This is a genomic window from Sphingomonas sp. BT-65, from assembly GCF_026107375.2.
GTDB lineage: Bacteria > Pseudomonadota > Alphaproteobacteria > Sphingomonadales > Sphingomonadaceae > Sphingomonas.
This window is the reverse complement of record NZ_JAPCIA010000001.1, coordinates 169,331-191,636: the sequence shown is the minus strand read 5'-3', so window position 1 is coordinate 191,636 and position 22,306 is coordinate 169,331. Positions and strand designations below refer to the sequence as shown.

Annotated in this window: 17 protein-coding genes and 1 tRNA gene; 5 read left to right on the top strand and 13 right to left on the bottom strand. The window is 67.0% G+C overall.

Annotated elements, in window-relative coordinates:
- The first annotated feature begins 15 nt into the window (after nucleotides 1-15).
- From bla to OK349_RS00870, 3 genes are read left to right on the top strand one after another with little or no spacing between them, the layout of a single operon-like run.
- Nucleotides 16-1,050 carry a class A beta-lactamase gene (gene bla / locus OK349_RS00880; protein WP_265115952.1) on the top strand — a complete coding sequence of 345 codons (1,035 nt, stop codon included), beginning with the start codon at nucleotides 16-18 and terminating at the stop codon, nucleotides 1,048-1,050.
- On the top strand, nucleotides 1,047-3,350 hold the full coding sequence (locus tag OK349_RS00875; protein ID WP_265115951.1) for a serine hydrolase: 2,304 nt from the start codon (nucleotides 1,047-1,049) through the stop codon (nucleotides 3,348-3,350). Before bla ends, OK349_RS00875 begins: the two co-directional genes overlap by 4 nt.
- On the top strand, nucleotides 3,347-4,444 hold the full coding sequence (locus tag OK349_RS00870) for a YkvI family membrane protein (RefSeq protein WP_265115950.1): 1,098 nt from the start codon (nucleotides 3,347-3,349) through the stop codon (nucleotides 4,442-4,444). Before OK349_RS00875 ends, OK349_RS00870 begins: the two co-directional genes overlap by 4 nt.
- Here OK349_RS00870 and OK349_RS00865 read toward each other — a convergent pair.
- Nucleotides 4,441-4,599, bottom strand: coding sequence for a hypothetical protein (locus tag OK349_RS00865; RefSeq protein WP_265115949.1), 159 nt, complete (start codon nucleotides 4,597-4,599; stop codon nucleotides 4,441-4,443). The genes OK349_RS00870 and OK349_RS00865 overlap by 4 nt on opposite strands.
- Here OK349_RS00865 and OK349_RS00860 point away from each other — a divergent pair.
- Together OK349_RS00860 and OK349_RS00855 are read left to right on the top strand one after the other, a co-directional pair.
- A tRNA-Arg gene (locus OK349_RS00860) sits at nucleotides 4,563-4,661 on the top strand. The genes OK349_RS00865 and OK349_RS00860 overlap by 37 nt on opposite strands.
- Nucleotides 4,662-4,784: 123 nt before the next feature.
- Nucleotides 4,785-6,011, top strand: a complete 1,227-nt coding sequence (locus OK349_RS00855; protein WP_265115948.1) for a Gfo/Idh/MocA family protein — start codon at nucleotides 4,785-4,787, stop codon at nucleotides 6,009-6,011.
- A gap of 684 nt (nucleotides 6,012-6,695) precedes the next feature.
- Here the strand turns inward: OK349_RS00855 and OK349_RS00850 are convergent.
- From OK349_RS00850 to OK349_RS00795, 12 genes are all read right to left on the bottom strand, one after another.
- Entirely contained in the window at nucleotides 6,696-8,339 is a 1,644-nt protein-coding gene (locus OK349_RS00850) for an FAD-dependent oxidoreductase (protein ID WP_265115947.1), read from the bottom strand.
- Nucleotides 8,340-8,364: 25 nt separating this feature from the next.
- Nucleotides 8,365-11,268 (bottom strand): TonB-dependent receptor, encoded by a 2,904-nt coding sequence (locus OK349_RS00845; protein ID WP_265115946.1) that lies wholly within the window; start codon nucleotides 11,266-11,268, stop codon nucleotides 8,365-8,367.
- Nucleotides 11,269-11,401: 133 nt separating this feature from the next.
- On the bottom strand, nucleotides 11,402-12,355 hold the full coding sequence (locus tag OK349_RS00840) for a FecR family protein (RefSeq protein WP_265115945.1): 954 nt from the start codon (nucleotides 12,353-12,355) through the stop codon (nucleotides 11,402-11,404).
- Nucleotides 12,339-12,890, bottom strand: coding sequence for an RNA polymerase sigma factor (locus tag OK349_RS00835; RefSeq protein ID WP_265115944.1), 552 nt, complete (start codon nucleotides 12,888-12,890; stop codon nucleotides 12,339-12,341). Before OK349_RS00835 ends, OK349_RS00840 begins: the two co-directional genes overlap by 17 nt.
- A 357-nt stretch (nucleotides 12,891-13,247) precedes the next feature.
- On the bottom strand, nucleotides 13,248-15,275 hold the full coding sequence (locus OK349_RS00830; protein ID WP_265115943.1) for a TonB-dependent receptor plug domain-containing protein: 2,028 nt from the start codon (nucleotides 15,273-15,275) through the stop codon (nucleotides 13,248-13,250).
- A gap of 105 nt (nucleotides 15,276-15,380) precedes the next feature.
- Nucleotides 15,381-17,039: a winged helix-turn-helix domain-containing protein gene (locus tag OK349_RS00825; RefSeq protein WP_265115942.1), complete on the bottom strand. Its 1,659-nt coding sequence runs from the start codon at nucleotides 17,037-17,039 to the stop codon at nucleotides 15,381-15,383.
- 235 nt (nucleotides 17,040-17,274) lie between these two features.
- Nucleotides 17,275-17,979, bottom strand: a complete 705-nt coding sequence (locus OK349_RS00820; protein WP_265115941.1) for a class II aldolase/adducin family protein — start codon at nucleotides 17,977-17,979, stop codon at nucleotides 17,275-17,277.
- An 11-nt stretch (nucleotides 17,980-17,990) separates the two neighbouring features.
- Complete coding sequence (locus OK349_RS00815; RefSeq protein WP_265115940.1) at nucleotides 17,991-19,154, bottom strand: LLM class flavin-dependent oxidoreductase; 1,164 nt, start codon at nucleotides 19,152-19,154, stop codon at nucleotides 17,991-17,993.
- A gap of 11 nt (nucleotides 19,155-19,165) precedes the next feature.
- A complete protein-coding gene (locus OK349_RS00810; RefSeq protein ID WP_265115939.1) occupies nucleotides 19,166-20,071 on the bottom strand; it encodes an LLM class flavin-dependent oxidoreductase in 906 nt (301 codons plus the stop codon).
- The gene (locus OK349_RS00805; RefSeq protein WP_265115938.1) at nucleotides 20,068-20,676 is read right to left on the bottom strand and encodes a nitroreductase family protein; all 609 of its coding nucleotides are present in this window, start codon (nucleotides 20,674-20,676) and stop codon (nucleotides 20,068-20,070) included. The genes OK349_RS00810 and OK349_RS00805 overlap by 4 nt, the downstream gene beginning before the upstream one ends.
- Nucleotides 20,673-21,518 (bottom strand): ABC transporter ATP-binding protein, encoded by an 846-nt coding sequence (locus OK349_RS00800; protein ID WP_265115937.1) that lies wholly within the window; start codon nucleotides 21,516-21,518, stop codon nucleotides 20,673-20,675. Before OK349_RS00800 ends, OK349_RS00805 begins: the two co-directional genes overlap by 4 nt.
- An 11-nt stretch (nucleotides 21,519-21,529) precedes the next feature.
- Nucleotides 21,530-22,306, bottom strand: a complete 777-nt coding sequence (locus OK349_RS00795) for an ABC transporter permease (protein ID WP_265115936.1) — start codon at nucleotides 22,304-22,306, stop codon at nucleotides 21,530-21,532.

Genomic DNA, 22,306 nt, shown 5'->3' with positions numbered 1-22,306 from the left:
AGACTGCGTGTGCGCGTGAACTTGTTGGCAGGGCGGCTATTGGCTCCCCTTTCGCTGCTGTGCCTTGTCGCGCCACCGCTGATCCCTGCCGCCGGCGCCCAGGCCTCACCGGCGCCGGCGGCATCCGCGCGGACCAAGCTGGAGGGCGCGCTCGCCGTGCTCGCGAAGCAGACCGACGGCAGCGTCGGCGTGGCGGTGCAGCGGATCGGGGGCGGGCCGCTGTTCACGCTCAACGCCGGCCAGACCTTCCCGATGGCGAGCACCTTCAAGATCGCGGTGGCGGGTGCGGTCTTCGACCGGATCGACAAAGGCGAATTGAAGCTCGACACGATGGTCACCGTCGATCCGGCGGTGATCGTCAACTCGGCGGGGATCGCGGAGCAGATGAAGCATTCCGGCGTCGCGCTGTCGGTGCACAATCTGCTCGAGCTGATGCTGACGCGCAGCGACAACACCGCCACCGATGTGATGGTCGCGCAGGCGGGCGGCCCCGCCGCGGTCACCGCCTGGCTGCGCAAGGTGGGCGTGACCAGCGGCCAGCGCGTCGATGCCGATACCGCGCGGCTGATCTACCGTGCGCTCGACATCACCCCGGGACCGGGAACCTTCCGCGAGAATATCGACCGCGCCTTCGCCGCCGATCCTTCGAAGCGCGACATGGACCAGAAGCGCATCCCCAATGCGTCATTCAATGCCGATCCGCGTGATGCCTCGACCCCCGAAGCGATGCTCCAGCTGCTGACGATCATCCAGTCGGGCAAGGCGCTCAGCGCATCGAGCACCAAAGAGCTGATCGCGATCATGGAGCGCTGCATCACCGGCGAGAAGCGCTTGAAGGGCCTGCTCCCGCCCGGCACCGTGGTCGCGCACAAGACCGGCACGCTGATGAGCATCGCCAACGACGTCGGCATCGTCACCATGCCCGATGGCGGCAAGTTCGCGATCGCGGTGTTCGTCAAGGGCGACACCAAGGGCGTCGACACGCAGGAACGGGTGATCGCGGAGATCGCGCGCACGGCTTACGACTATTACCTGCTGGGCGGCCAGTGATCCGCGCCTTGATGGCGGCGGCGCTGGTCTGCGCCGCCCCCGCCGCCGCGCAGCCGGCTGAGCTTGCGCCGGTCGCCGCCGCAGTCGAGGCCGCGGCGCAGGTCGAGCTGGTGGACAAGGAAATTCCCTCGATCGCCGTCGCCCTGATCGATCGCAGCGGCGTCGTCTGGTCGCGCGCCTGGGGCACCGCGGACGCAGCGGGCAAAGTGTCGGCCACACCCGCGACGCTCTACCGCGCGGGATCGGTCAGCAAGCTGTTCACCGACATCGCGGTGATGCGGCTGGTCGAGCAGGGCAAGCTCGACCTCGACGCCCCGGTGACGCGCTACCTGCCCGATTTCCGCCCGCAGAACCCGTTCGGCGGCGCGATCACCTTGCGCCAGCTGATGACGCATCGCAGCGGACTGGTGCGCGAAGCGCCACGCGGCCATTATTTCGACGACGCCGCGAACGGCCAGGCCGATGCGGTGGCCAGCCTCAATGCGACCCGGCTGGTCGCTGCGCCCGGCGCCGTCACCAAATATTCCAACGCCGGCATCGCCGTGGTCGGCGAGGTCGTCGCGCGCGTCTCGGGCAAACCCTATGCGCAGGCGGTCGCAGACCTCGTGCTGCGCCCGCTCGGCATGGGCGCGAGCGCGTTCGACCGCACCGCCTTGGCCGGGCCGGTCGCCTACGCACAGATGGTGAGCTTCGACGGCGGGCGCTGGGCCGCGCCGCCGCTCGAGCTCGGCACACCCGCCGCGGGCAGCCTTTACACCAACACCGCCGATCTCGGCGCCTTCGCCCGCGCGATGCTCAACAGCGGCGGCGCGGTGCTGAAGCCGACGAGCCTCGCCGAGATGTGGCGCGAGCAGTACGGCAAGACCGGCCCCCGCGCCTTCGGCCTCGGCTTCGTGCTCGGCACGCTCGACGGCCAGCGCACTGTCGGCCATGGCGGCGCGGTCTATGGTCATGTCGCCAGCCTGCAGCTGATGCCCGATGCGGGGATCGGCGTGGTGGTGTTCGCGACGGTCGATTCCGGAACCGCGGCGCAGCGGATCGGCACACACGCGCTGCGCAGCTGGCTCGCCGCACGCGAAGGCCGTCCGTCCCCTGGCTGGCAGCGCAGCGCGGCGATCGCCGGCGCGGAGGCCGTCCGTCTCAGCGGCCGTTTCGAGAATGGCGGCGACAGCCTCAACCTGCGCGTGTTCGACGGCCGGCTGGTGCTCGACGCGCCCGAACTGGCGGGCGAGCTGCGCCGCGTCGGCGACCGTTATATGCTCGACGATGCGCAGCTCTGGCGTGAGGGCGTCGCGGTCGCGCCTGACGCGAGCTGGGTCGAGCTGGACGGCCGTCGCTTCACCCGCGCGCAATGGCGCCGCCCGCCGCCGCCCGATGCCGAACTCGCCGCGCTGATCGGCGAATATGGCTGGGACTATAACGTGCTGCGCATCTACCAGCGCGACGGCAAGCCCTATGTCCGGATCGAATGGGTCGACTGGCTCCCGCTCACCCGCGTCGGCGCCGATCACTATGCGTTTCCGAAGGATCGCGGCCTCTACCCGCTCGAGGCGCTGACCTTCGAGCGCGATGCCGCTGGGAAGGTGACCGCCGCGAAGCTCGGCGCGATCCGCTTCCCCCGCCGCGATTTCGGGGAAGAGGCGGAAGCGGCGATCCGCAAGGTGATGGCGACCGGCATTGCCGGGGTGCGCGAGCAGGCGCGACGCGCGACGCCGCCGGTCGAGGCCGACCGCAAAGCCGCATCCGATCTGGTTGCGGTCCAGTCGCTCGATCCCGCGATCCGTCTCGACGTGCGTTACGCCGGAACCAACAACTTCCTCGGCCAGCAGATCTACGAGCGGCCGGGCGCATTCCTTCAGCGGCTGGCGGCGCAGGCGCTGGCGCGGATCAACCAGGCGCTCGCGCCGCAGGGCTTCGGTCTACTGGTTCATGACGCCTATCGCCCCTGGTACGTGACCAGGATGTTCTGGGACGCGACCCCGCCGGCCAATCGCATCTTCGTTGCCGACCCCAGCAAGGGATCGCGTCACAATCGCGGCGCCGCGGTCGACCTGACGATGGTCGATCTCGCGACCGGCAGGCCGATCGTCACCACCGGCCGCTACGACGAATTCTCCAGCCGGTCGTACAGCAACTATGTCGGCGGCAGCGACGAGCAGCGCTGGCTGCGCGAGGTGCTGCGCCGCGCGATGGAGGCCGACGGCTTCACCGTCTATCCGCAGGAATGGTGGCATTTCGACCGGGACGGCTGGCAGCAATATCCGATCGGCAATGCAAGCTTCGAGGAGCTCGAGAAGTGAGCGCCGTGTCGACGATCAACCGCTATCTCCTCCCCGGATTCGCATTCAAGGCGGTGGTGATCGGCGGGGGCTATGCCACCGGGCGCGAGCTGGTCGAATTCTTCATGCCCGCGGGACCCACCGGCGGCCTGTGGGGGATGCTGCTCGCGATGGCGATGTGGAGCGTTATCTGCGCGATCACCTTCCGCTTCGCCTATGCGGTCGGCGCGACCGACTATCAGAGCTTCTTCCGTCCCTTGCTCGGCCGCTTCGATGTCGCATTCGAGATCATCTATTTCGGCTTCCTGATCCTCGTCCTGTCGGTGTTCGGATCGGCGGCGGGAGCGATCGGGGCGGCGATGTTCGGGCTGCCGCACATCGCCGGCACGCTTGCTCTGGTCGTGTCGGTGCTCATCGTGTGTGCGGCGGGGCAAAGCGCGGCGGAGGCGGTGTTCAAATATGTCTCGGTGCTGCTCTACGGCGTCTATGCGATCTTCCTCGTCCTGGTGCTGTGGTCGTACACGCCGCAGATCCGCGCAGGCTTCGCGATGCCGGTGCCGACCGACGGCTGGTTCACGGGCGGCGTCACCTATGCCTCCTACAACATCATCGGCGCGGTGCTGATCCTGCCGGTGCTGCGGCACCTGCGCAGCAGGCGCGATGCGGTGATCTCGGGCCTGCTCGCGGGGCCTCTGGCGATGGCGCCGGCGATCGCCTTCTTCGTCTGCCTGGTCGGCTTCTATCCCGGCATCGTGAACGAGGAACTGCCGTCCAACTACGTCCTCGACGCGCTTGGCAGCCCGCTCTTCCACTTCGCCTTCCAGACCATGGTGTTCTTCGCACTGCTCGAATGCAGCGTTGGGTTCGTCCAGGCCTTCAACGCGCGGATCGATGCCGCCTATGCGCGGCGCGGGAAGGCGATGCCACAGGCGGTGCGCATCGCTGTGCCCGCCGCGATCACCATCGGATCTGTGTTCATCGCGAGCGCCATCGGACTCGTCGCGCTGATCGCCAATGGCTATCGCGCGATGGCGATCGCCACGCTGGTCGTGTTCGTGCTGCCGCTGCTGACGCTGGGCGTCTGGCGGCTGTGGCGTGGACGGGGCGCGGACTAGGTCGCGGCTTCCGCCAGCTCCACGACGGGCGTCGGCTCGCGCCCGACCAGCCCCTCCATCCGCGCGACGATCGTGCAGACGGTCAGGTTGGCGCAGGCGCTGGGCACGGTGCGCGTCATGTCGAGCAGCCGGTCGAACGGCAGGGTCAGGAACACGCCAAAGCGGCCATTTTCCAGCCCTCCGAAGGCAGAGTCACAGGTTCGAATCCTGTCAGTGAGCTAGCTAAGGCCCGTCCGGTTGTATAAATGCCAAGCGAGTCGCAGCTTGTCCTCCGGCGTTACTCGTCCGGTCAGCATCATGAAGAGCGTAAGCGGGCATGGCACCCGAACAGGAGAGCGTGATGGTCAACAACGTCACAACGCGGCGCCGGTTCATTCAAGCTGGCGGAGGCGTGGTAGCAGCGTCGCTTGCCGCGACCGCTAGTTCCGCCGCAACGCTCGCCCAGGCGCGTGGCGGTACACGCGCGATGGGCCAGCCTCTGCCCGAGGGTGTGAAGCTCCCCTCCACCCCGCCACGTCGCAAGCGCCCGGACAGCGTCGGCTTCGCGATCGTCGGGCTGGGTGGTTATGCGCTTAATCAGATGATGCCGCGCTTTGATCAGGCCGAGCGGGCACATATTGCAGCGATCGTATCGGGAAATCCGGACAAGCTGCGTCGGGTCGGCGACGCCTACGGCGTTCCGGAAGATGCGCGCTATTCGTACGATGCATTTGCCCGGATCGCATCGGACGACCGCATCGACGCCGTTTATATCGTCCTCCCGACCGGTTTGCACGCCGAGTGGGCGATCCGCGCCTTCGCGGCGGGCAAGCATGTCCTTTGCGAAAAGCCGATGGCCCTTTCCAGCGCCGATTGTGAGCGAATGATTGCCGCGAGCCGTCGTGCCGATCGCAAGCTGATGCTCGCCTATCGATCGCATTTCGAACCGTACAATTTGGAAGCCATGACGCTCATGGAGCAAAAGGCGGTGGGCGCCATCCGTCTGGTGCGTAGCGAGCAATCCTATCGAATGGGGCCGACCAGCCCCAGCGAAAACTGGCGAGCAAACCGGATGCTCGCAGGCGGCGGCCCGCTCGAGGACTACGGTATCTACGGCCTCCAATCGGCCCTCTATCTCACTGGCGAGATGCCGGAGAGCGTCAGCGCTACGACCTTCCGTCCAACCGGCGACCCCCGCTTCTCCGAGATCTTCGCACATGTGGCCTCGCAGTTGCGGTTTCCGTCGGGCGCGGTCGCTCAGCTGGTAACGTCCTACGATTCTGCGGGCACCAACTTCGCCCATGTGCGCGGCACCGACGGAGCGCTGATCATGGACCCGGCGACCAGCTATTCCGGTCAGAAGATGCGGCTCGAAGCGCGCAACGCGCGGGAATTTGCGCCAGGCGACCCAAGCGTTCAGTTCGCGCGTCAGCTTGATCATTTCACGAACGCCGTTCGGGACGGCGAGGCAATCCGCACATCCGGGGAAATGGGGCTGCGGGACCTCAGGCTGATCGAGGCGATCTATGCAGCCGCGGAAACGGGACGGACGGTCAACCTCGCGCCGGACGGCAGAATGAGACGCTAACGGCAAGCGGCTGGCCGACCTCGGCCTGACCACGAGCATCGCTCACGGCATCTCTGCGCCAGAACGTGATAGCACGGCCCGTCTGCGTTCAAGCTGAACGAGCGGCAGCTATTGGGACCGCGCGCGGCGCTACGGAATGGCTAAGTTGAGAGCGCAAAGCGGCCTGTAGCGCTAGGCCCTTTCAAGCTCAGCGATTCGTTCTGAACAGATCTGATGAACGACCTGGCCATTCCTCGACGCGCGCGCTGAACCAGGTCAGCTCTTCCTCTGATGCGATAATGGCGGGAGCAGCGAGCCTGCCTCAGCATTGCCTGAGACAAAAGTTCTACACCCGTAGGGGTCACCAGCGATTTCAATCGCTTAGCCGCAAAAATCGATTGCAATCAGCAACTTCTCTAAAATTGCTCAAAATCCGAGCGGGTTTTAGAGCAGTTTTAGAGATGATGAATTTCGATTAGTCGCAGCGCTATGACGGGCGTTGCCCGCGCCTGCGGTTTGGGCTGCCCCTCGCGCCCCAACGCAAAGCCGACAATACCCGATCACCCGCCTCTTGATACCCTTCGGCGCTCGATCGCAACCCGCAAGCTTTCAACGAGCACGAAGGTGCAATTTCCGTCCTTCGCGATCTCGATTCCGCCCGATTTGATCAGTTCGTAGAGACGTGAGCGGCTGAACCCGGCACGATCATTGCGCGAGGTCGAGGATCTGCTCTTCCGAGACCAGCCTGGCCCGGAGCCTGGAATAGCTCACGTCCTGAATCGCGACGCCGTCTTCGATGGCGAATGACGCCGCCGCCGCCGCGGACTGCCCCAGGATCATGAACACCGGCTCCATCCGGATCGATCCATAAGCGATGTGCGACGCCGACAGCGCGACCGGCACCAACAGGTTCGCCGCTTCCTGTTTCTTCGGCACAATCGCGTCATAGCTGATCGGATAGGCACGCCCGGGGCTGATCTCAATATTGCCCTCGTTGCGGACGAACCCCCGCGCATCGACGATGCGCTGCACATTGTGCGAGTCCATGTTGTAGGACCCCATGCCGACGGGTCTCGGCGTCTGCTTGGCGCCGCGCAGATGCGGTTCGGCCATCACGAAATCGGACACCATCCGGCGCGCCTCGCGCACATACATCTCGCGCGGCCAATGGCCGTTGCCCGCGAACTCGTCCTTGCAAAGACCCCATTTCGACATTTCCGCGCGGGTCTCGGCGGGGACGCCGGGATCGTTCGCCATGAACCAGAGCAGCCCTTGCTGATAGATCGTGTGCTCACGCGCGATCGCGGCGCGTTCGGCGTCGCTGCCCTCGGGATAGCGATAGTTCATGCCGATATTGTCGAACGAGAACGCGCCGAAATTATTGGTGTCGGTCTTGCCGTTGGGGATGCGGTCGAACTTCTGGAAGAAGTTGCGATAGCCGGCGTCCATGTAGCGCTTGAGCAGCGTGTACTGGCTCGCGTCATAGCCCGCGGGCTTGGCGAACGGCACGCGATTGGCGGGCACATCGGTCAGGCACATGCGATAGGTATAGGCCTGGATCTTGCGGTCGGCGGTGCCGTCCGGCGCAGTGCGCCCGGCGCTGACCCGCGGCACCAGCCCACTCGCAGGGTCGCCGGGCACTCGGTACGGATCGATGTCGAGCGTGAACTGGTGGTTGGTCGTATTCGCGAGCTGGACGCCATTGAGCGTCTCGCCATAGGTCGCATTCGCCTCGCGCCCGACGGTGAAGGTGACGCCAGCACCGGCCATCAGGTCGCCCTCGTACGTGGCGTCGATGAACATCCTTCCTTCGAAACGCTGCCCCGTTTTCGATCGGAACGCGGCGATGCGGTTGCCGTCCCTCTCGACGCCAGCCTTCGAGCGGTCGAGCGGCTGGCTGCGCACGACGGTGACGCCCGCTTGTTTCACCCAGTCCTCGAAGATGCGTTCGGCGACCTTCGGTTCGAACTGCCACATCGCGTCGCCATCGACGAAATTCTCACTCCGGACAGGGCGTGACGCATGGACCCACACCGACGGGTCGTCATAGTGCCGCTTCACCTTGCGGTAGAATTCGAGCGACAGGCCGCCGATCGCGCGATGGTTACCGGTGTCCGACCAGCCGAGACCATTGGTCGTCATGCCGCCAAGATAGTCTTCGCGGCACACCAGCAGTACCGACCGGCCAAGCCGCCGCCCCTCGATCGCGGCGACCACCCCACCCGAGGTGCAGCCATAGATGACGATGTCGGCCTTCGCCTGCTTCTGGGCGGCCGCAGGCGAAGTGGCCGCCGCCGGCAGGAGCCAGGCCGATGCAATGGCGAGGGCGCGAAATCGCTTGCGGTCCATGACGGTCCCTTTTGCTCGTGATACTTCAGAAGCTGGCGGCGATGCCGAAGAAGATCCGGCGATCCTCCTGCGCGCTGAACGTCAGGCGGTCGGGCTCGCCCAGATACTGGCGGTCGATCGCCTTGGTCAGGTTGATGCCCTCGAAGGTCAGGCGCAGATTGGGCGTCAGGTTGATCTGAGCCGATGCGTCGAGCTGTCCACGCCCGTCGATATAGGTGTTGCCGCCGCTCGCCGCGCCGCCGACCGAATTCAGATACTTGCTGCGATAGGTATAGGCCACGCGCAGCGAGAAGGTGCCGTCCTCATAATAGCCGATCAGCGTGTAGCTGTCGCGCGACAGGCCGGGGAGCGGCAATTGCTCGCCGGTGATCGCGTCGGTCAGCGGCGTCGTGCTGTCGACATAGGTGTAGTTGGCCTGGATGCCGAGATTGTCGAATGGCCCAGGCAGGAAGCGGAAGGCGTGCTGATAGGCGACTTCGAACCCCTTGATGCTGCCGTCCTCGCCATTTTGCGGCTGCGAGATGTCGAACAGGCCGAACCGGTCCGAGAAGCCGGGGACATATTCGCGCGTCACCGTGGTGACGGTGAAGGAATCGACCTTCTTGTAGAACAGCGCGCCGGTGAGCGAGCTGGACGGCGCGAAATACCATTCGAGTGTGGCATCATATTGCGTCGCCTCGAATGGCCGCAGATTGGGATTGCCGCGCGAACCGGTCATCGACACGGTGTTGGGCACGAAGCTGGCGCTGACCTGGTTCAGGCTCGGCCGCGCGACCACCTTCGCCGCGGCGAGGCGCAGGGTGAGGTCCTCGCTGAAGTTGAGCGACAGATTGGCGCTCGGCAGCCAGTAGCTGAAATCGGACTTCACCACCGTCGTCGCGGTCGGCGAGAGATACCCCTTCGACGCGCGCGCGGTATCGACATAGCGGATGCCGGCATTCCCGCTGTAGCGCAGCCCGCCGATCGTGCCTTCGAAATTGCCCTTCACATACGCGCCCAGCGTGTCCTGCTTCACGTCCTTGATCGAGGTCGGGCCGACGGTGATGCTGGTGTCGTAGGGATCGGGCACGGCGAGGCCGAACCCGTCGCGCGCCACGCGCTTGTCCAGCGTGCCGCCGAGCAGGTCGCGGGGAAAGGCGCCGCTCGCACCGGGAAAGAAGGCGCCATAGTCCTTGCCGTAGCTGAGGCCGGGCAGCTCATCGACCGTGAGGATGCCGTCGCCATTGGCGTCGCCGGCGGCGAGCAGGCTCGCGGCGATGGGCAGGTTCTGCGGATCGGCGGCGAGCAGCTCGACGCGCTCGTAGCGCATGCCGGCCTCGACGGATTCGAGAAATCCCCAATCTGTCCGGTAGCGCCAGTCGAGCCGTGCATCGTACCCCTTGTTCTCGGTCACCGCATCATAGTCGAAGACCGATAGCAGCCGGTAGTTCGCCGGGTCGTTGGGATTGAAATTGGCGTCGATCGACAGGTCCGGCACGGCATTGCCCGGCCTGAAATCATAGCTCGCATTGGCAACGTTGCCATCGCGCGGCACGACGACATAGGTGAAGGATGCGCCCGGTCCGCCGTCGCTGCCCTTGCCATGGGCATAGGACATGTCGAAGCTCACTCGCGCCCGGCCATTCTCCCATTTCACCGATCCGCCGAGCAGCGTCGATTTGAGGTCGGTCGGCTCATCATAGATCAGCGGCCGGACCGTGACCCCCGTGAACGTGCCGGCAACGACCGTGCCACTGTCGTTCACGATCGCGTCGACGTCGTTGTTGTTGAACAGCACCTGATAATTGACGCTGTTCCGCTGGCGCTTGAGGTGGTTGAAGGTCGCATCGAGGATGACCTCGAGCGTATCGGTGGGCCGCCATTGCGCGGTGCCGTTGACCGTCAACCGCTGCTCGGAGCGGTCGAAGATACGCGCCATGAACCGGTTCGGGCGGAACAGGCCCGGATCGTCCACGCCGTCGCCATTGCCGTCGATCGCGCCGGTCTGCGTCCAGCCACCGGCGTCGAAGGAATAGCCTTGAGTCTTCGTGTCCGAATAGGCCACGCTGGCGAGTATCCCGAAACGGTCGCCGAACTTCTTCGAGACCATCGCCGACCCGCGATAGCCGACGTGATCCGCCTGATCGGCATAAGCGCCCTGAATGCGCCCCGCGACGACGAGGTCCTTGAGGTCGAGCGGCCGCTTGGTCTTGAGGTTCACCGTCGCGCCGAGCGCGCCTTCCGGCATGTCGGCGGTCGGCGACTTGATGACGACGATCGACGACAGGATCTCGGGGCTCACCGATTCGAGCGCTGCGTTGCCGCCATTGCCCGGCCCGATATAGTTGCGGCCGTTGATCTCGAGCCGATTCTGCGAGATCCCGCGCACAGTGAAGTTCGATCCGTCGCCCTCGCGCCGCGAGATCTGGACGCCGGTCACCCGGCTCATCGATTCGGCCACGTTCTGGTCGGGAAGCTTGCCGATGTCCTGCGCGGTGATGACGTCGACGATGCTGCCGGCCGTGCGTTTGACGTTGATCGATTCCTGAAGTGACGCGCGGATACCGGTGACGACGATGTCCTCGCCAGCCTGTGCGTCGGCGGCGGAATCGGAAGTTTGCTGCGCCGCGCCGTCCGCCTGGCCCTGCGGCGCGGACTCATGCTGGGCGACGGCGAGCTGGCGCGACGTGGCCGCTTCCCGCCGCTTCAGCACGAACGCGTTGCCGACCTTGACCGGGACCAGATCGGTGCCGGTCAGGAGGAGCCGCAGCGCCGCGGCGACCTCCATCGATCCCTTGACGCGATTGACCCGCACGCCTTCGGTAATGGGTCCCGACGCGAGGATCTGGATGCCAGCCTGATGCGCGAACAGCGGAATGCCGGTCCGCGCCGGCTGCGCCGGAATGTCGAAACGGCGGACCTGTGCAGCTGCTTCAGCAGGCGAAGCCATGCCGAACACGATTGCAGCGGCGGTCCCCAGCAAATGAATACGCGCGTGCGTCATCCGATCCTCCCCGTCTTTCATCGGGCGCCCTGTTGCCGGTGCGCTCTCGATACCAAGAGTCCGCCCCGGCGGGTTTCCGTCAGGGTTGGGGGTTCTTTTTTCGCACCAGCCGGATTTCGGCAGGGGTGGTGGTGGCAGTGACGTCGAGCGAGGCGCTCAGCGTCGCGGCAAAATCGCCGGGGCGATCGATCCGGAAAAGTCCCACCAGCCGCGCACCGGCCAGATCCCCATCCACGATCACCAATTGCTGCTGATTGTAACGGTTGAACTGTTCAACAGCGCTGCCCAACGTCTCGTTCTCCAGCGCGATTTCGCCGCTGCGCCACGCCAGCGAGCGTTCGATCGCGGCGGGCGCGGTTACGACTTCGGGACCCGCTGCGCCGGGCCGGAAGGTGGCATATTGCCCCGCTTCCAGGATCGTCATCGTCCCGCCACTGTCCGTCGCCCAAGCCGCGACCCTGCCTTCGGTGACAGCCACTCGCACGCCATTGCCGGCACGGCGAACCGAGAAGGCGGTGCCGACCGCGCGCACCTGAGCGATGCCGGCATCCACCACGAATGGGCGCTTGCGATCCTTGGCGACCTGAAACCAGGCCTGTCCCTCCTGAAGCGCGATCCGGCGGCTGTCGTCCGCCATCGCGACGCGCAACACGCTGCTCGTGTCGATCGTCGCCACCGAGCCGTCGGCGAGCGGCAGTCGCCGGATCTCGCCACGCGCGGTGGTCACGCGCTCGACCATGAGGTGCGGCCAGGCGACGATGGCGGCAATCCCTGCCGCCATCGCGCCGCCGACGCCCGCCAGCAACCATCGCCGCGTCGGGGCGGGATTGGACGGCATCCCGCCCTCGACATCGATCGGCGCATCTCTCGCCACAGCATGGTCGATCACGCTCAATCCTGCCTGCGCGCGCAGCAGCGCGCCGGCATGGCGGCGATCCTGCGCCAGCCACGCTTCGAGCTCAGCGCGTCCGGCCGCATCGAGCGGATGGCGCAGCGCCCAGGCCGCGGCGGCCTCTTCAACGTGATCGGGCATGCGCAGCGCCCCCCGTCGATGATGTTGCCCGCTCCGGTTCCGGCTCGGTGATCAGTTTCAGGATTGCGCGCAGGCTGCGGCTCGCGTCATTCTCGACCACCGCCTCGCTGACGCCCATCGCCGTCGCGATCTCCTTCTGGGTCAGGCCCTCGACCTTGCGCATGAGGAAGATCCGCCGCGCGCGCTCAGGCAGGGTGGAAAGCGCCGCTTGTACGCGCTCGAGCTCCTGGCGCGCAGCCGCGAACCGTTCGGGCGAGGGCTGATCGCATTCCCATTCGGCGACGGCGGTCTCCGCCAGTGCTTCGATCCGGACGACCCGTGCGCGCGTGCGCTGCCGCTGTGCCAGGTTGCGCGCCATGGTGAAGAGATAGGCGCGCGGCATCGTGACGTGCGCGACGTCGTCGAGCTGGGCCAGGCGGCAATAGCATTCCTGCACGATGTCCTCCACGTCAGCCACGGCAACCAACCGACGCTGCAGCCACAGCCGCAGGTCGCGCTCGTGCGGCAGGATCTCGCGCCCCACCCATTCGGCCAACGCCTCGCGTTCCGTTGCTTCTCTCCTCTGGTTCCTAAGAGCCTCACCGGCGTGCTTTCCGTCAACCGTTGCGCTGAATTTGTCCGCCGACCATATTCTGAGCGCCAGCGTGCCGAAGTCGCAACAGACCTCGCATCTAATGGGACCGCTCCGGGCCATCTCAGCGGAGTTTCTTCAGGAGCAGATATAGCTCAACCGTCTCACGTGTCGTGCGCAGGGACTGGCGGGATGTCCCGTAACGCGCAGCGGATGTGATGCGCGATCGCGGCAGGAATCGACACCTGCCGACACTCGCGATGATGGAGCGCTAACCGCCTAGCCATGTCGAGCCACCGACGCGGGCGTTCTCCCCCCACATCAAAAACTTCCCGACACGGTCAGGATCAGCCAGCGCCCCGGATAGCGGGCGCTTTGCTCGACGCGGGTGACCGGGCCGTTCCGGTCGGGTGCGAAGAAGGTGCGCGTGCGGCGCTCGGGCGTTCCGAGCAGGGAGGCGAGCGTAGCCCCAAGCTTGAAGCCCTTGAGCGCAGTGGTCTCGGCGAACAGATCGAGCGTCGGGCTCTCGCGGCGCCGGTCGATCTCGTCGAGCCGATACGCGACCCGCTCCGGTTTTGCCTTGTAGGCGATGCCCCAGGCGAATTTGCGACGGGGCACGTCGTGACGAAATTCCGCCTTGAGCGCCACCGCCTCAAAATTCGACGCGCGGCGGCGCTCCCCCGTGACCGGATCGGTGATACGGGATTCGCGCCAGGTGCCGTCGAGCGTGAAGGATCCGCCCGCGATCACCGGTGCGAGGGGAAGGCGCAGCACGGCCTGCGCCCCCCACACGTCGCCGCTGCCGATGTTGCCGGGGGCATCGAACGGATCCTCCACCGGGCCGACCGGGACCAGGTCGATCGCGTCGGACAGCCAGTGGCGGAACAGCGTGAGCGTCGCCGCGCCCTGCTTGCCGAAGCGGAGATCGGCGGTCGCCTCGATCCGCCACGAGGTTTCGGGGCGCAAATCCGGATTGCCGCCCCTGATGATGTCGTCGGAGAGCGAGGCGGTGGATACGAAATCGGCGAAGTCGAGCTGCCCCACGTCGCGATATACGCGGAGCCGCACCTGATCGTTGCTGCCGATGCTGCGCGTCACCAGGAGCGATGGCTTGAGAAAAGCGAGCGTGACCGCCTGCTCGGTATCGCCGGTGAAGGACAGGCGCGAGGCTTCCGCCGCGAGCCGGGTCTCGACGGTCCAGCGCCGGTCCGGCGTCCAGCGGTGGATCAGATAGGCGTCGCCACGATGTTCCTTCACCGCCAGGTTCGAATTGGGGATTGGGAGCGGAAAGGCTCCCCGGCCCAGGTCGAGCGTGCGCAGGAGCCGCTGCTCGAGCGTGTTGATCGCGCCCTCGAGTCCCGCCTCGACGCGATGCGCGGAGGAGAAATCGCGCGCGAGCGTGGCGCGCAGGATCGTCTCGCCGCTGTCGCGCGCGATGTCCTGCGTAAAGACCGAGTCGACGCTGCCGCTGTCCCCACGATGCGTCGATGTGATCGCGCTCTCGTAGCGTGTGCGCGTGAGCAGCACGGAAAGCGACAGGTCCCAGCCGCCCAGCGGGCGCTCGTGGCTCAGCCCGCCCTCGATTGTCCGCTTGGTCTCCCAATAGGGGTTGGCTTCCTCCTCGGTCCGCAACCCGGCGGGCGAGAATGTGACGACCGATGCATCGTCCGCATAGCGCGAATAGGCGAACTGGCCGGTGAGCCGGGTGATGCCGCCGAACATCGCCCGGCTCGCCTCGCCGTTCACGGCGATTTCGGCGAATGTGCGCGGCGACCGGTCCTCGAGCGTCGAGATGAGGTTTCCGCCGCCGTCGCGGACCTCACGGTCGCCCGGCAAATGGCGCATCAGGTTGTAGCCGTTGGCGCCCAGGCTGTAGTCGACCTTGCCGATGCGTCCGCTCCAGGATGCCCAACCGTTCGGCACCGGCGTCCGGCCGGCATGTTCGGCGCCGAGCTGCCAGACGCCCTGGCCCGCCGAGGGCGTGCGGACCACATTGGCGACGAGGCCCTGCCCCGAAGCGTCGCCCGCGCCGCCGCGCAGCAGCTCGACCCGCACCACCTGGCTTGCCGGGATGCGCTGGAGGATGTCGCTCAGCGACTGGCTCTTGGCGATCGGCCGCTCGCCGTCGACGAGGATATTGCCCACCGCGCCCGAAAAGCCCCGTCGTTCGCTCGGCTCGATCAGGCTGAAGCCGGGGGTTCGTTCGATCATGTCGCGCGCGGTGCGCGGCTCGAACTGCGCATAATAGCTCGCCGGATAGACCAGGCGATCTTCCGGGCGATCTTCGGGCCCAGCGGTTGAAACGGGCGCTTGCTGCGCGGTGGCGTGAGGGGCAGCAACGAGCGTCATGGCCAGCGCGCCCAGGCTTGCGGAGGTCCTGTGCATGGATGAGCCGAGTGCGCGGTCCGGCGCAGGAGGTCCTGTGCACGAACCGATCTTTTTCGGAATTTTTCCTCAGCTTTGCCGCGCGAGCATCGCGGCGAGCTTGCGGAAGCTCATCTGGACCTGCGGCGTGCGGGGACCGCCGAGGCACCAGCGCGGCACCACGCGATCAGCGAAATCGCCGATATCGAGGTTCGGCCACTCGCGCCGTTCCTCCGCCAGCGCAGCCAGCGCCTCGGCGCGATTGCCGAGCTCGGCGTCCGCCGCGGCGAGGGTGATGGTCGTCCATGTCATGCGAACGATCCGGCGCGATCGCAGCGCAGTCTCGCGCGCCTGCGCGAACTCCCCGCGGCCGAGGTGGAGCGCGGAAAGATGCGCGAGCGCGACCCAACGCGCGGGGCTGGAAGGCGGAAGCGACTCCACCGTGCGGGCGAGCTCCCCGACCGCCGCAACCGAATCGGACTGGCATTGGCCCGCGACGAACGGGCGATCGATCCGGGCGAGCGGATGATTGGGCTGCAGCTCGAGTACGCGGTCGAGTGCCGCGGCCGCCCGCTCCCGATCACCGGCGAAGCGGTAGTGCAGCGCGACCTGATACAACACCTCGGCATCATAAGGCGCAAGCTCGAGCGCGCGATCGGCATAGCTTTGCGCGCGCCTTCCCGCTCGCGCATTGTCAAAAGGCGGATCGAACAAGGCGTGATAGGACGCCAACTGCGCGAAGAGCGCATGCGCGGGCGCATAATCCGGATCGAGCTCGAGCGCGCGGCGTTGAAGCCAGTAGCTTTCCTCGCTCGGCGGCCCGGGCGGCAGCTTCCCCTCGGAACCGGGTACCCAGGTTACCAGCAGGGTCAGCTCCCACGGCGCGAGCGAAAGGATCGCTCGCCGGTCAGCCTTTGCCTTGGCCGAGCGGAGCATGGGCAGCAGTGTCTCGCTGCTGATCGTGCCGATGATCGACGCACGCTCGGAGAATTGCGGATCGAAGCGCCGATCGAAGCTTTCCCCCCACACGACCTCGCCGGTCGCGGCGTCGGTCAGCTGTGCAGCGACGCGGACGCTGTCGCCGATATGCCGGATCGTTCCCCGCAGCCGATACTGCATCGTGCCCGGCTCGGCAGACGCAGCACTGGTCCGCACCCGCACCAGAGGGCTGCGGGCGATGGCTGCCCCGAGCTCGTCGGCAAAACCGCTGCCGGGGAAACCGGGATCGGCGGCGAAGGGCTCGACCGTCACGACGATACCAGTCCGCTCGGAGCGGGCGGGCGGCAGATTGCCCGGATCTGCGCGGAACAGCTGCGTTGCCGCCATGACGAAGAGGATAAGCGCGGCCGCTCCGATGGCGATCCACCACATGGGGATTCGCCTGGCCGGCGCGCTGGATGCGCCAACCTCTCTCACCACGACCGGCTCGGGCGCGACGATGAGCCGATATCCGCGCTTGGAGATGGTCTCGATGACTTGCGGTTCCTCGCGAGTGTCGCCGAACGCCTTGCGAAGCTGCGAGATGGCGCGCGTCAGGCTCTCGTCGGCGCCGAACTCCCTCCCCCACACTATGTCGATCAGCTCAGCGCGCGAGAGCACCTCGCCATGACGCCTGGCGAGCGCACAGAGCACGTCGATCGCCTTGGGCTGGAGCGAAACCTCGCCTTCGGCGCCGGTGATACGATTGCGCCGGGGATCGACAAGGAAGTCGCCCAGCCGAAATGAGTCGTTCCACAGCTCCCCGGTCACGCGCCCGACTTCCCCGCCATCAACGCTGCCTAGCAGATTGCAACGGCAGGTGCGAAGCGGTGCCTAGGGGATCGGCATCAGGGGCTGCCATGGCTGCGAGCGCATAGCGCCTAAAGAGGAAAACAGGGTTGGTTTCCCCGCTATCGAACGACCGGAAATGGGCGCAAAGCTGTCGCTCGAGTTCGGCGGCAAGCCACGAACTCAAGCGCCAGCATTAGCGCCGAAACGCCTGAAGTTATTCGGCTGCGACCGCCAGGGTCTCATCAGACTTGAGAAGGCCCGACATTTTCCACTGCTGCTCGAGTACGCCGGGGCCGTAGTCCTTCGCGCCGCCCAGCGTCTCGGCGATCGCCTGGAACCGCGCACCTTCCTCGAGCAGCACGATGTAGCTCGCGAGGGCCAGCAGCCCCTTGCGGCCCCACGCGGTCGAGCCGCCATTCGCCTCGAGGATCGCCGGCACTTCGGGGTCGCGCGCCAGTACCTCAAGGATGAAGTTCGCCTCGCCCTGCCGCCGGTCGATATAAATCGGCAGCTCGCGCGCACGCGTCCAGCGCTGGACCGGCACGTAGCGGATCGGCAGCGCGCGATGGCTCTGCGACCACGCCCCCAGATACACCGTGTGAACGTGGCTCACCGTGGTGATGTCGGCATGCGCCTGGAAGATCGACAGATAGCGCCCGCCGCCGAGATTAGCGCCCGGCGGCCCCTGCAGCACCTCGCCGTCCAGCGCGTAGATGGTCGGCTTGAGCTCGGCGTCGGGCGCGAACGGGCCGGGATAGCCGATCGACACCACCGCTTCCTCGCCAGGCACACGCTCGACGAAGTTGACGGTGCCGCTCGGTGCGATCGTGCCGGTCGCGGCGAGGCCGCGGAAGGCGATGCCGGCGTCGCGGATCGCGGTGGCGGCGAAATCGGTGATGGTCGAGTTGGGCTTGGTCATGGGGATTCTCCTTATTCGGCGGCTTCGAGCAGGGGTTGGACGGCGGCGGTGCGGCCGAGCAGCGGCAGCACCTCCTCACCGATGCGATAGGCTTCCTCGAGATGCGGGGTGCCGGCGAGGATGAAGGCGTCGGCGCCGCGGCGGATCAGCTCGTCGAGCTGCTCGGCGCACTGTTCATAGCTGCCGACGATGCCGAGCGCCGGACCGCCGCGCAGCAAGTTGAACCCGCCCCAGAGGTTCTTGCCGACGACCAGCTCCTCCCAGCGCTTCGCCTCGGTCGGGCGCAATGCGGCCTGACGCGAGGCGCCGACCGAGTCGGTCGGCTGGCCGCGCCACTGCGCACGTGTCGCGTCGCTCACATTCTCGAAGCCGATGCGGATGTCGTGCCACGCTTCCTCCTCGGTCGGACGCGCGACGAGATCGACGCGGATCGCACATTTCTGCTCGCCGCCCAGTTCGGCGGTGCGTTCCTTCACCCGCGCGAACTTGTCGGTGATCTGCGCATAGGGTTCGAGCCAGGACAGATAGTAATCGGCGTGCTTCGCGGCCGATTGCAGCGCCGCGTCCGACGAGCCCGAGAACCAGATTTCCGGGATTTCCTCGCGCGCGAGCAACTGCGAGAGATGCTCCCCCTCCACCTGGTAGAAGCGGCCGTCATAGTCGAACGGCTGCCCGCGCCACACGCCGCGGAAAATGTCGAGGAACTCGGTGGTGCGGCCGTAACGGTCGTCATGCGCGAAGCTGTCGCCCCACCACAGCTGCGAGGGGCCGCCACCGCCGGTGATGATGTTGAACACCGTACGCCCGCCGGTCGCGCGTTGCAGGCTGGCGGAAAGGCGTGCGGCATGGACGGGATCGAGGAACCCCGGCTGGAACGCGATCATGAAGCGGAAGGTCTTGGTCTCGCGCGCGAGCAGCGGCGAGATGGTCCAGGGATCGTCGGTGTTGGGGAAGGACGGGATCAGCCCGCCGATGAAACCCGACAGCTCCGCGGCCTTCGCGATCTCGGCGAGGTGGTCGATGTAGCGATAGCCGTCGTCCTCCCCGTCGGGCGTAAGGCCCGGCGACTGGTTACCGGGCTTGAGCGGCGACCAGTCGCCGCGGTCGTACGAACCGCGGCGGATGGTGGCATGACAGCCATGGGTGGGCAGGCGCCAGTAGAAATCGATGGACATGATGTGTCTCCTCAGGCGGCGGTGCGCAGGCCGCCCAGCGCGGCGCGGACCCGCGGCAGGACGAACTGGCCGATGCGATAGGCTTCCTCGAGCGAGGGCGAGGCGCTCAGGACGAAATGGGTGATGCCGGCGGCGTACAGCGTCGCGATGCGTTCGGCGACGCTGTCATAGCTTCCGGCGATGCCGGCACCGCCCGCGTCGGCGGCTTCCTCGTCGCTCTCGCGCGCCGTGACGGTAAGGACCACGCCGGCCGCGACCTCACGCCCGGCCGCGATCGCAAGCCGCTCGAGCGTCTCGATCCGGCTGCGCAGCTCGTCGAACGGCGCGTCGGCAAGCAGGTGCACGTCGGCGAGCCGGGCGGAGCGTTCCAGCGCCTCCTCGTCGTCGCCGCGCAGATAGACCGGCGGGAACGGCACGTTCGCCAGTGGCTGCTGGAAACCGCCGCCCTTGACCGAGAAATATTCGCCCTCGTGATCGAACGGGCGCGTGCCGTGCACGCCGCGCGCGACATGCAGGAACTCGGCGGTGCGCGCCGCGTCCTCCGCATCCGCGTTCCCTACCAGCGCCCAGCCCAGCCGGTCGTGAGTCGCGCGCTGGAAGCTCACCGCTTCCTTGGCAGCATAGACCGCCGACCCGACCGTGCTCGGAAACTCCGGCACGAGCAGCAATCGCGGCGCGGTGCGCGCGACCGAAGCCGCGACGATCTGGCTGTCGTCGCTCTCCGGGCGATACGCGACAAACAGTCCGTCGAACCCGGTGACCGCAGCGGCGCGGGCGACCTGCGCATAATAGTCGTAGCGGGTCAGTCCCGCGGTGCGGACATCGCGCGGCAGAAAGCCCGACGTCGGCCGGGCGGAAGGCTCGCCCCGCTGCGGCTCGGCGGCGGGATCGAGCCGCCAGTAAAACTTGATGGTCATGCGGCACTCCTTTCTGAGTGGAAAGCGGGCGCGCCAAAGCGCCCCTCGAACACGAAATCGTCGAGCGGCCGGCGGCCGCTGGGCTGCTCCTGTGCGTGGAAATCGGCGTGGAGCGTATCGAGCGCGCCCTGCCGCCCGATCGCGATGATCGTCTCGACCGCATGGTCGTCGGGAATGCCGAGCGCGAAGCGTGCGCCCTCGCGGTCGAACCCGCCGATGCCATGCGTGTGCCAGCCGAGCAGCAGCGCCTGATGTGCGAAGTTCGCCCAGGCAGCACCGGTGTCGAAGCTGTGACTGCCATTGTGGACGGTCTCCCCGCGCCGCTCGACCAGCGTGTTCGAGACGATCGCGACCAGCGCCGACGCACGTTGCGCCCATTCGCGATTGCGCGTGGAGAGAAAACCGAGGAACAGCGGCCACGCGGCATCGCCGTTGCGCGACACGATGAAACGCCACGGCTGGCCGTTGAACGCAGAGGGCGCCCAGCGCGCCGCCTCGAACGCGCTGCGCAGCACCGCATCGGGGACGGCCTCGCCCGAGAAGCTGCGCGGCGACCAGCGGTCGACGAACAGCGGTTCGACGGGATGATCGGGCGTGCGGCTCATGCGCGCACCTCCCGCACCGGCAGGTGCACCAGTTTCTCGGGTGGCGGCCCCGTGAGCTCGCCAAGGATCTCGTCGCGCAGCCGGTGCAGCACCGGCGAGCTACGGTCGCGCGGATGCGGCAGATCAACATCGACGATACGGCGGATGCGGCCGGGCTTGGCGTCCATCACCACCACGCGATCGCCGAGGAACACCGCTTCTTCGACGTCGTGGGTGACCATTATCATTGTCGAGCGGTGGGTCCGCCAGATGCGCTGCAACTCGTGCTGAACATGCACGCGCGTGAGCGCATCGAGCGCGCCGAGCGGCTCGTCGAGCAGCAGCAGCTTGGGCTCGGTCACCAGCGCGCGGGCAATCGCCGCGCGCTGCGCCATGCCGCCCGACAGCTGGTGCGGATAGGCCTTCTCGAACCCCGTCAGATTCACCAGCGCGATATGCTCGGCGACGATGCGCGGGCGCTGCGCCTTGGGGATGTCGGTGTTGAGAAGCGCCAGCCCGACATTCTCCTCGAGCGTCAGCCAGGGGAACAGGCGGTGGTCCTGGAAGATCAGCCCGCGATCGAGGCTGGTACCGGCGATGCGCTTGCCGTCGAGCCGGATCTCGCCGGCATAGTCGGTGTCGAGCCCGGCGATCAGCCGCAGCAACGTGGATTTGCCGCAGCCCGAGGCGCCGACGATGCTGATGAACTCCCCCGCGCGGATGTCGAGGTCGATGCGGTCGAGCACGGGCAGCGCGGCGCCGTCGATCCGGAAGTCCTTGGACAGGCCCGAGATGGTCAGCGTGCCGGTCGCGGGTGCTTCGGCGGGAATGGGTGGCGCGTCGATGCGGGTATGCAAGGTCATGACCAGCTCCTTCAGTTGATCGCCGGCTGCCAGCGCAGCAGATGACGGCGCAGACGGGCGAAGAGGTGGTTGAGGGTGAAGCCGAGCAGCGCGGCGGCGAGGATCGCGACGAGGATGATGTCCATCCGCTGCTGCGCCTGCGCGACGCCCATCGTCGCGCCGAGCCCGGCCTGCGCACCGAACAGGATCTCGGTCCCGATCGTCGCGATCCACGCGAAGGCGAGCGCCTGAGTCACACCGGTGAGGATCAGCGGCAGCGCGGCGGGCAGCAGGACGTGCGCGAAACGCTGCGCCGCCGAGAAGCCGAGCAGGTCGCCCACCTCGACATAGCGGCGCTCGACCGCGCGGACGCCCTCATAGCTGTTGAGCACGGTGGGGTAGAAGGCAGCGAGGCTGACGATCAGCAGCTTGGCCTCGTCGCCATTGCCGACCCAGAGGCCGATCAGCGGCAGCCAGCCGAGCAGCGGCACCTGGCGCACCGCGTGGTAGAGCGGTCCGGCCACGCGATCGAGCGGCCGCCACATCGCCATCGCGACGCCGAGCGCGGTACCGGCGAGCCCGCCGAGCAGCAGCCCGGTGACCGCGCGCGATAGCGTCGCCAGCGCGTCATTGAGCAGGAAACCGCTGGCAAGCTGCGCCGCCAGCGTCGCGCCGACCTCCTGCAACGGCACGAAGGCGAGCGCGCGGGCACCGCCCTGCGCCGACTGGGCTTGCCACCAGAAGAGGATCAGCACCGGGACGACAAGGCCAAGCAGGATGCGGGCGGCGGGCGTGTTCAGGCGCGCCAT

Bases quoted from the DNA above. Each gene is read 5' to 3' on its own strand.
- OK349_RS00855 (WP_265115948.1), top strand. From the start codon at position 4,785: ATGGTCAACAACGTCACAACGCGGCGCCGGTTCATTCAAGCTGGCGGA.
- OK349_RS00850 (WP_265115947.1), bottom strand. From the start codon at position 8,339: ATGGACCGCAAGCGATTTCGCGCCCTCGCCATTGCATCGGCCTGGCTC.
- OK349_RS00845 (WP_265115946.1), bottom strand. From the start codon at position 11,268: ATGGCTTCGCCTGCTGAAGCAGCTGCACAGGTCCGCCGTTTCGACATT.
- OK349_RS00840 (WP_265115945.1), bottom strand. From the start codon at position 12,355: ATGCCCGATCACGTTGAAGAGGCCGCCGCGGCCTGGGCGCTGCGCCAT.
- OK349_RS00830 (WP_265115943.1), bottom strand. From the start codon at position 15,275: ATGACGCTCGTTGCTGCCCCTCACGCCACCGCGCAGCAAGCGCCCGTT.
- OK349_RS00820 (WP_265115941.1), bottom strand. From the start codon at position 17,979: ATGACCAAGCCCAACTCGACCATCACCGATTTCGCCGCCACCGCGATC.
- OK349_RS00815 (WP_265115940.1), bottom strand. From the start codon at position 19,154: ATGTCCATCGATTTCTACTGGCGCCTGCCCACCCATGGCTGTCATGCC.
- OK349_RS00810 (WP_265115939.1), bottom strand. From the start codon at position 20,071: ATGACCATCAAGTTTTACTGGCGGCTCGATCCCGCCGCCGAGCCGCAG.
- OK349_RS00805 (WP_265115938.1), bottom strand. From the start codon at position 20,676: ATGAGCCGCACGCCCGATCATCCCGTCGAACCGCTGTTCGTCGACCGC.
- OK349_RS00800 (WP_265115937.1), bottom strand. From the start codon at position 21,518: ATGACCTTGCATACCCGCATCGACGCGCCACCCATTCCCGCCGAAGCA.
- OK349_RS00795 (WP_265115936.1), bottom strand. From the start codon at position 22,306: ATGGCGCGCCTGAACACGCCCGCCGCCCGCATCCTGCTTGGCCTTGTC.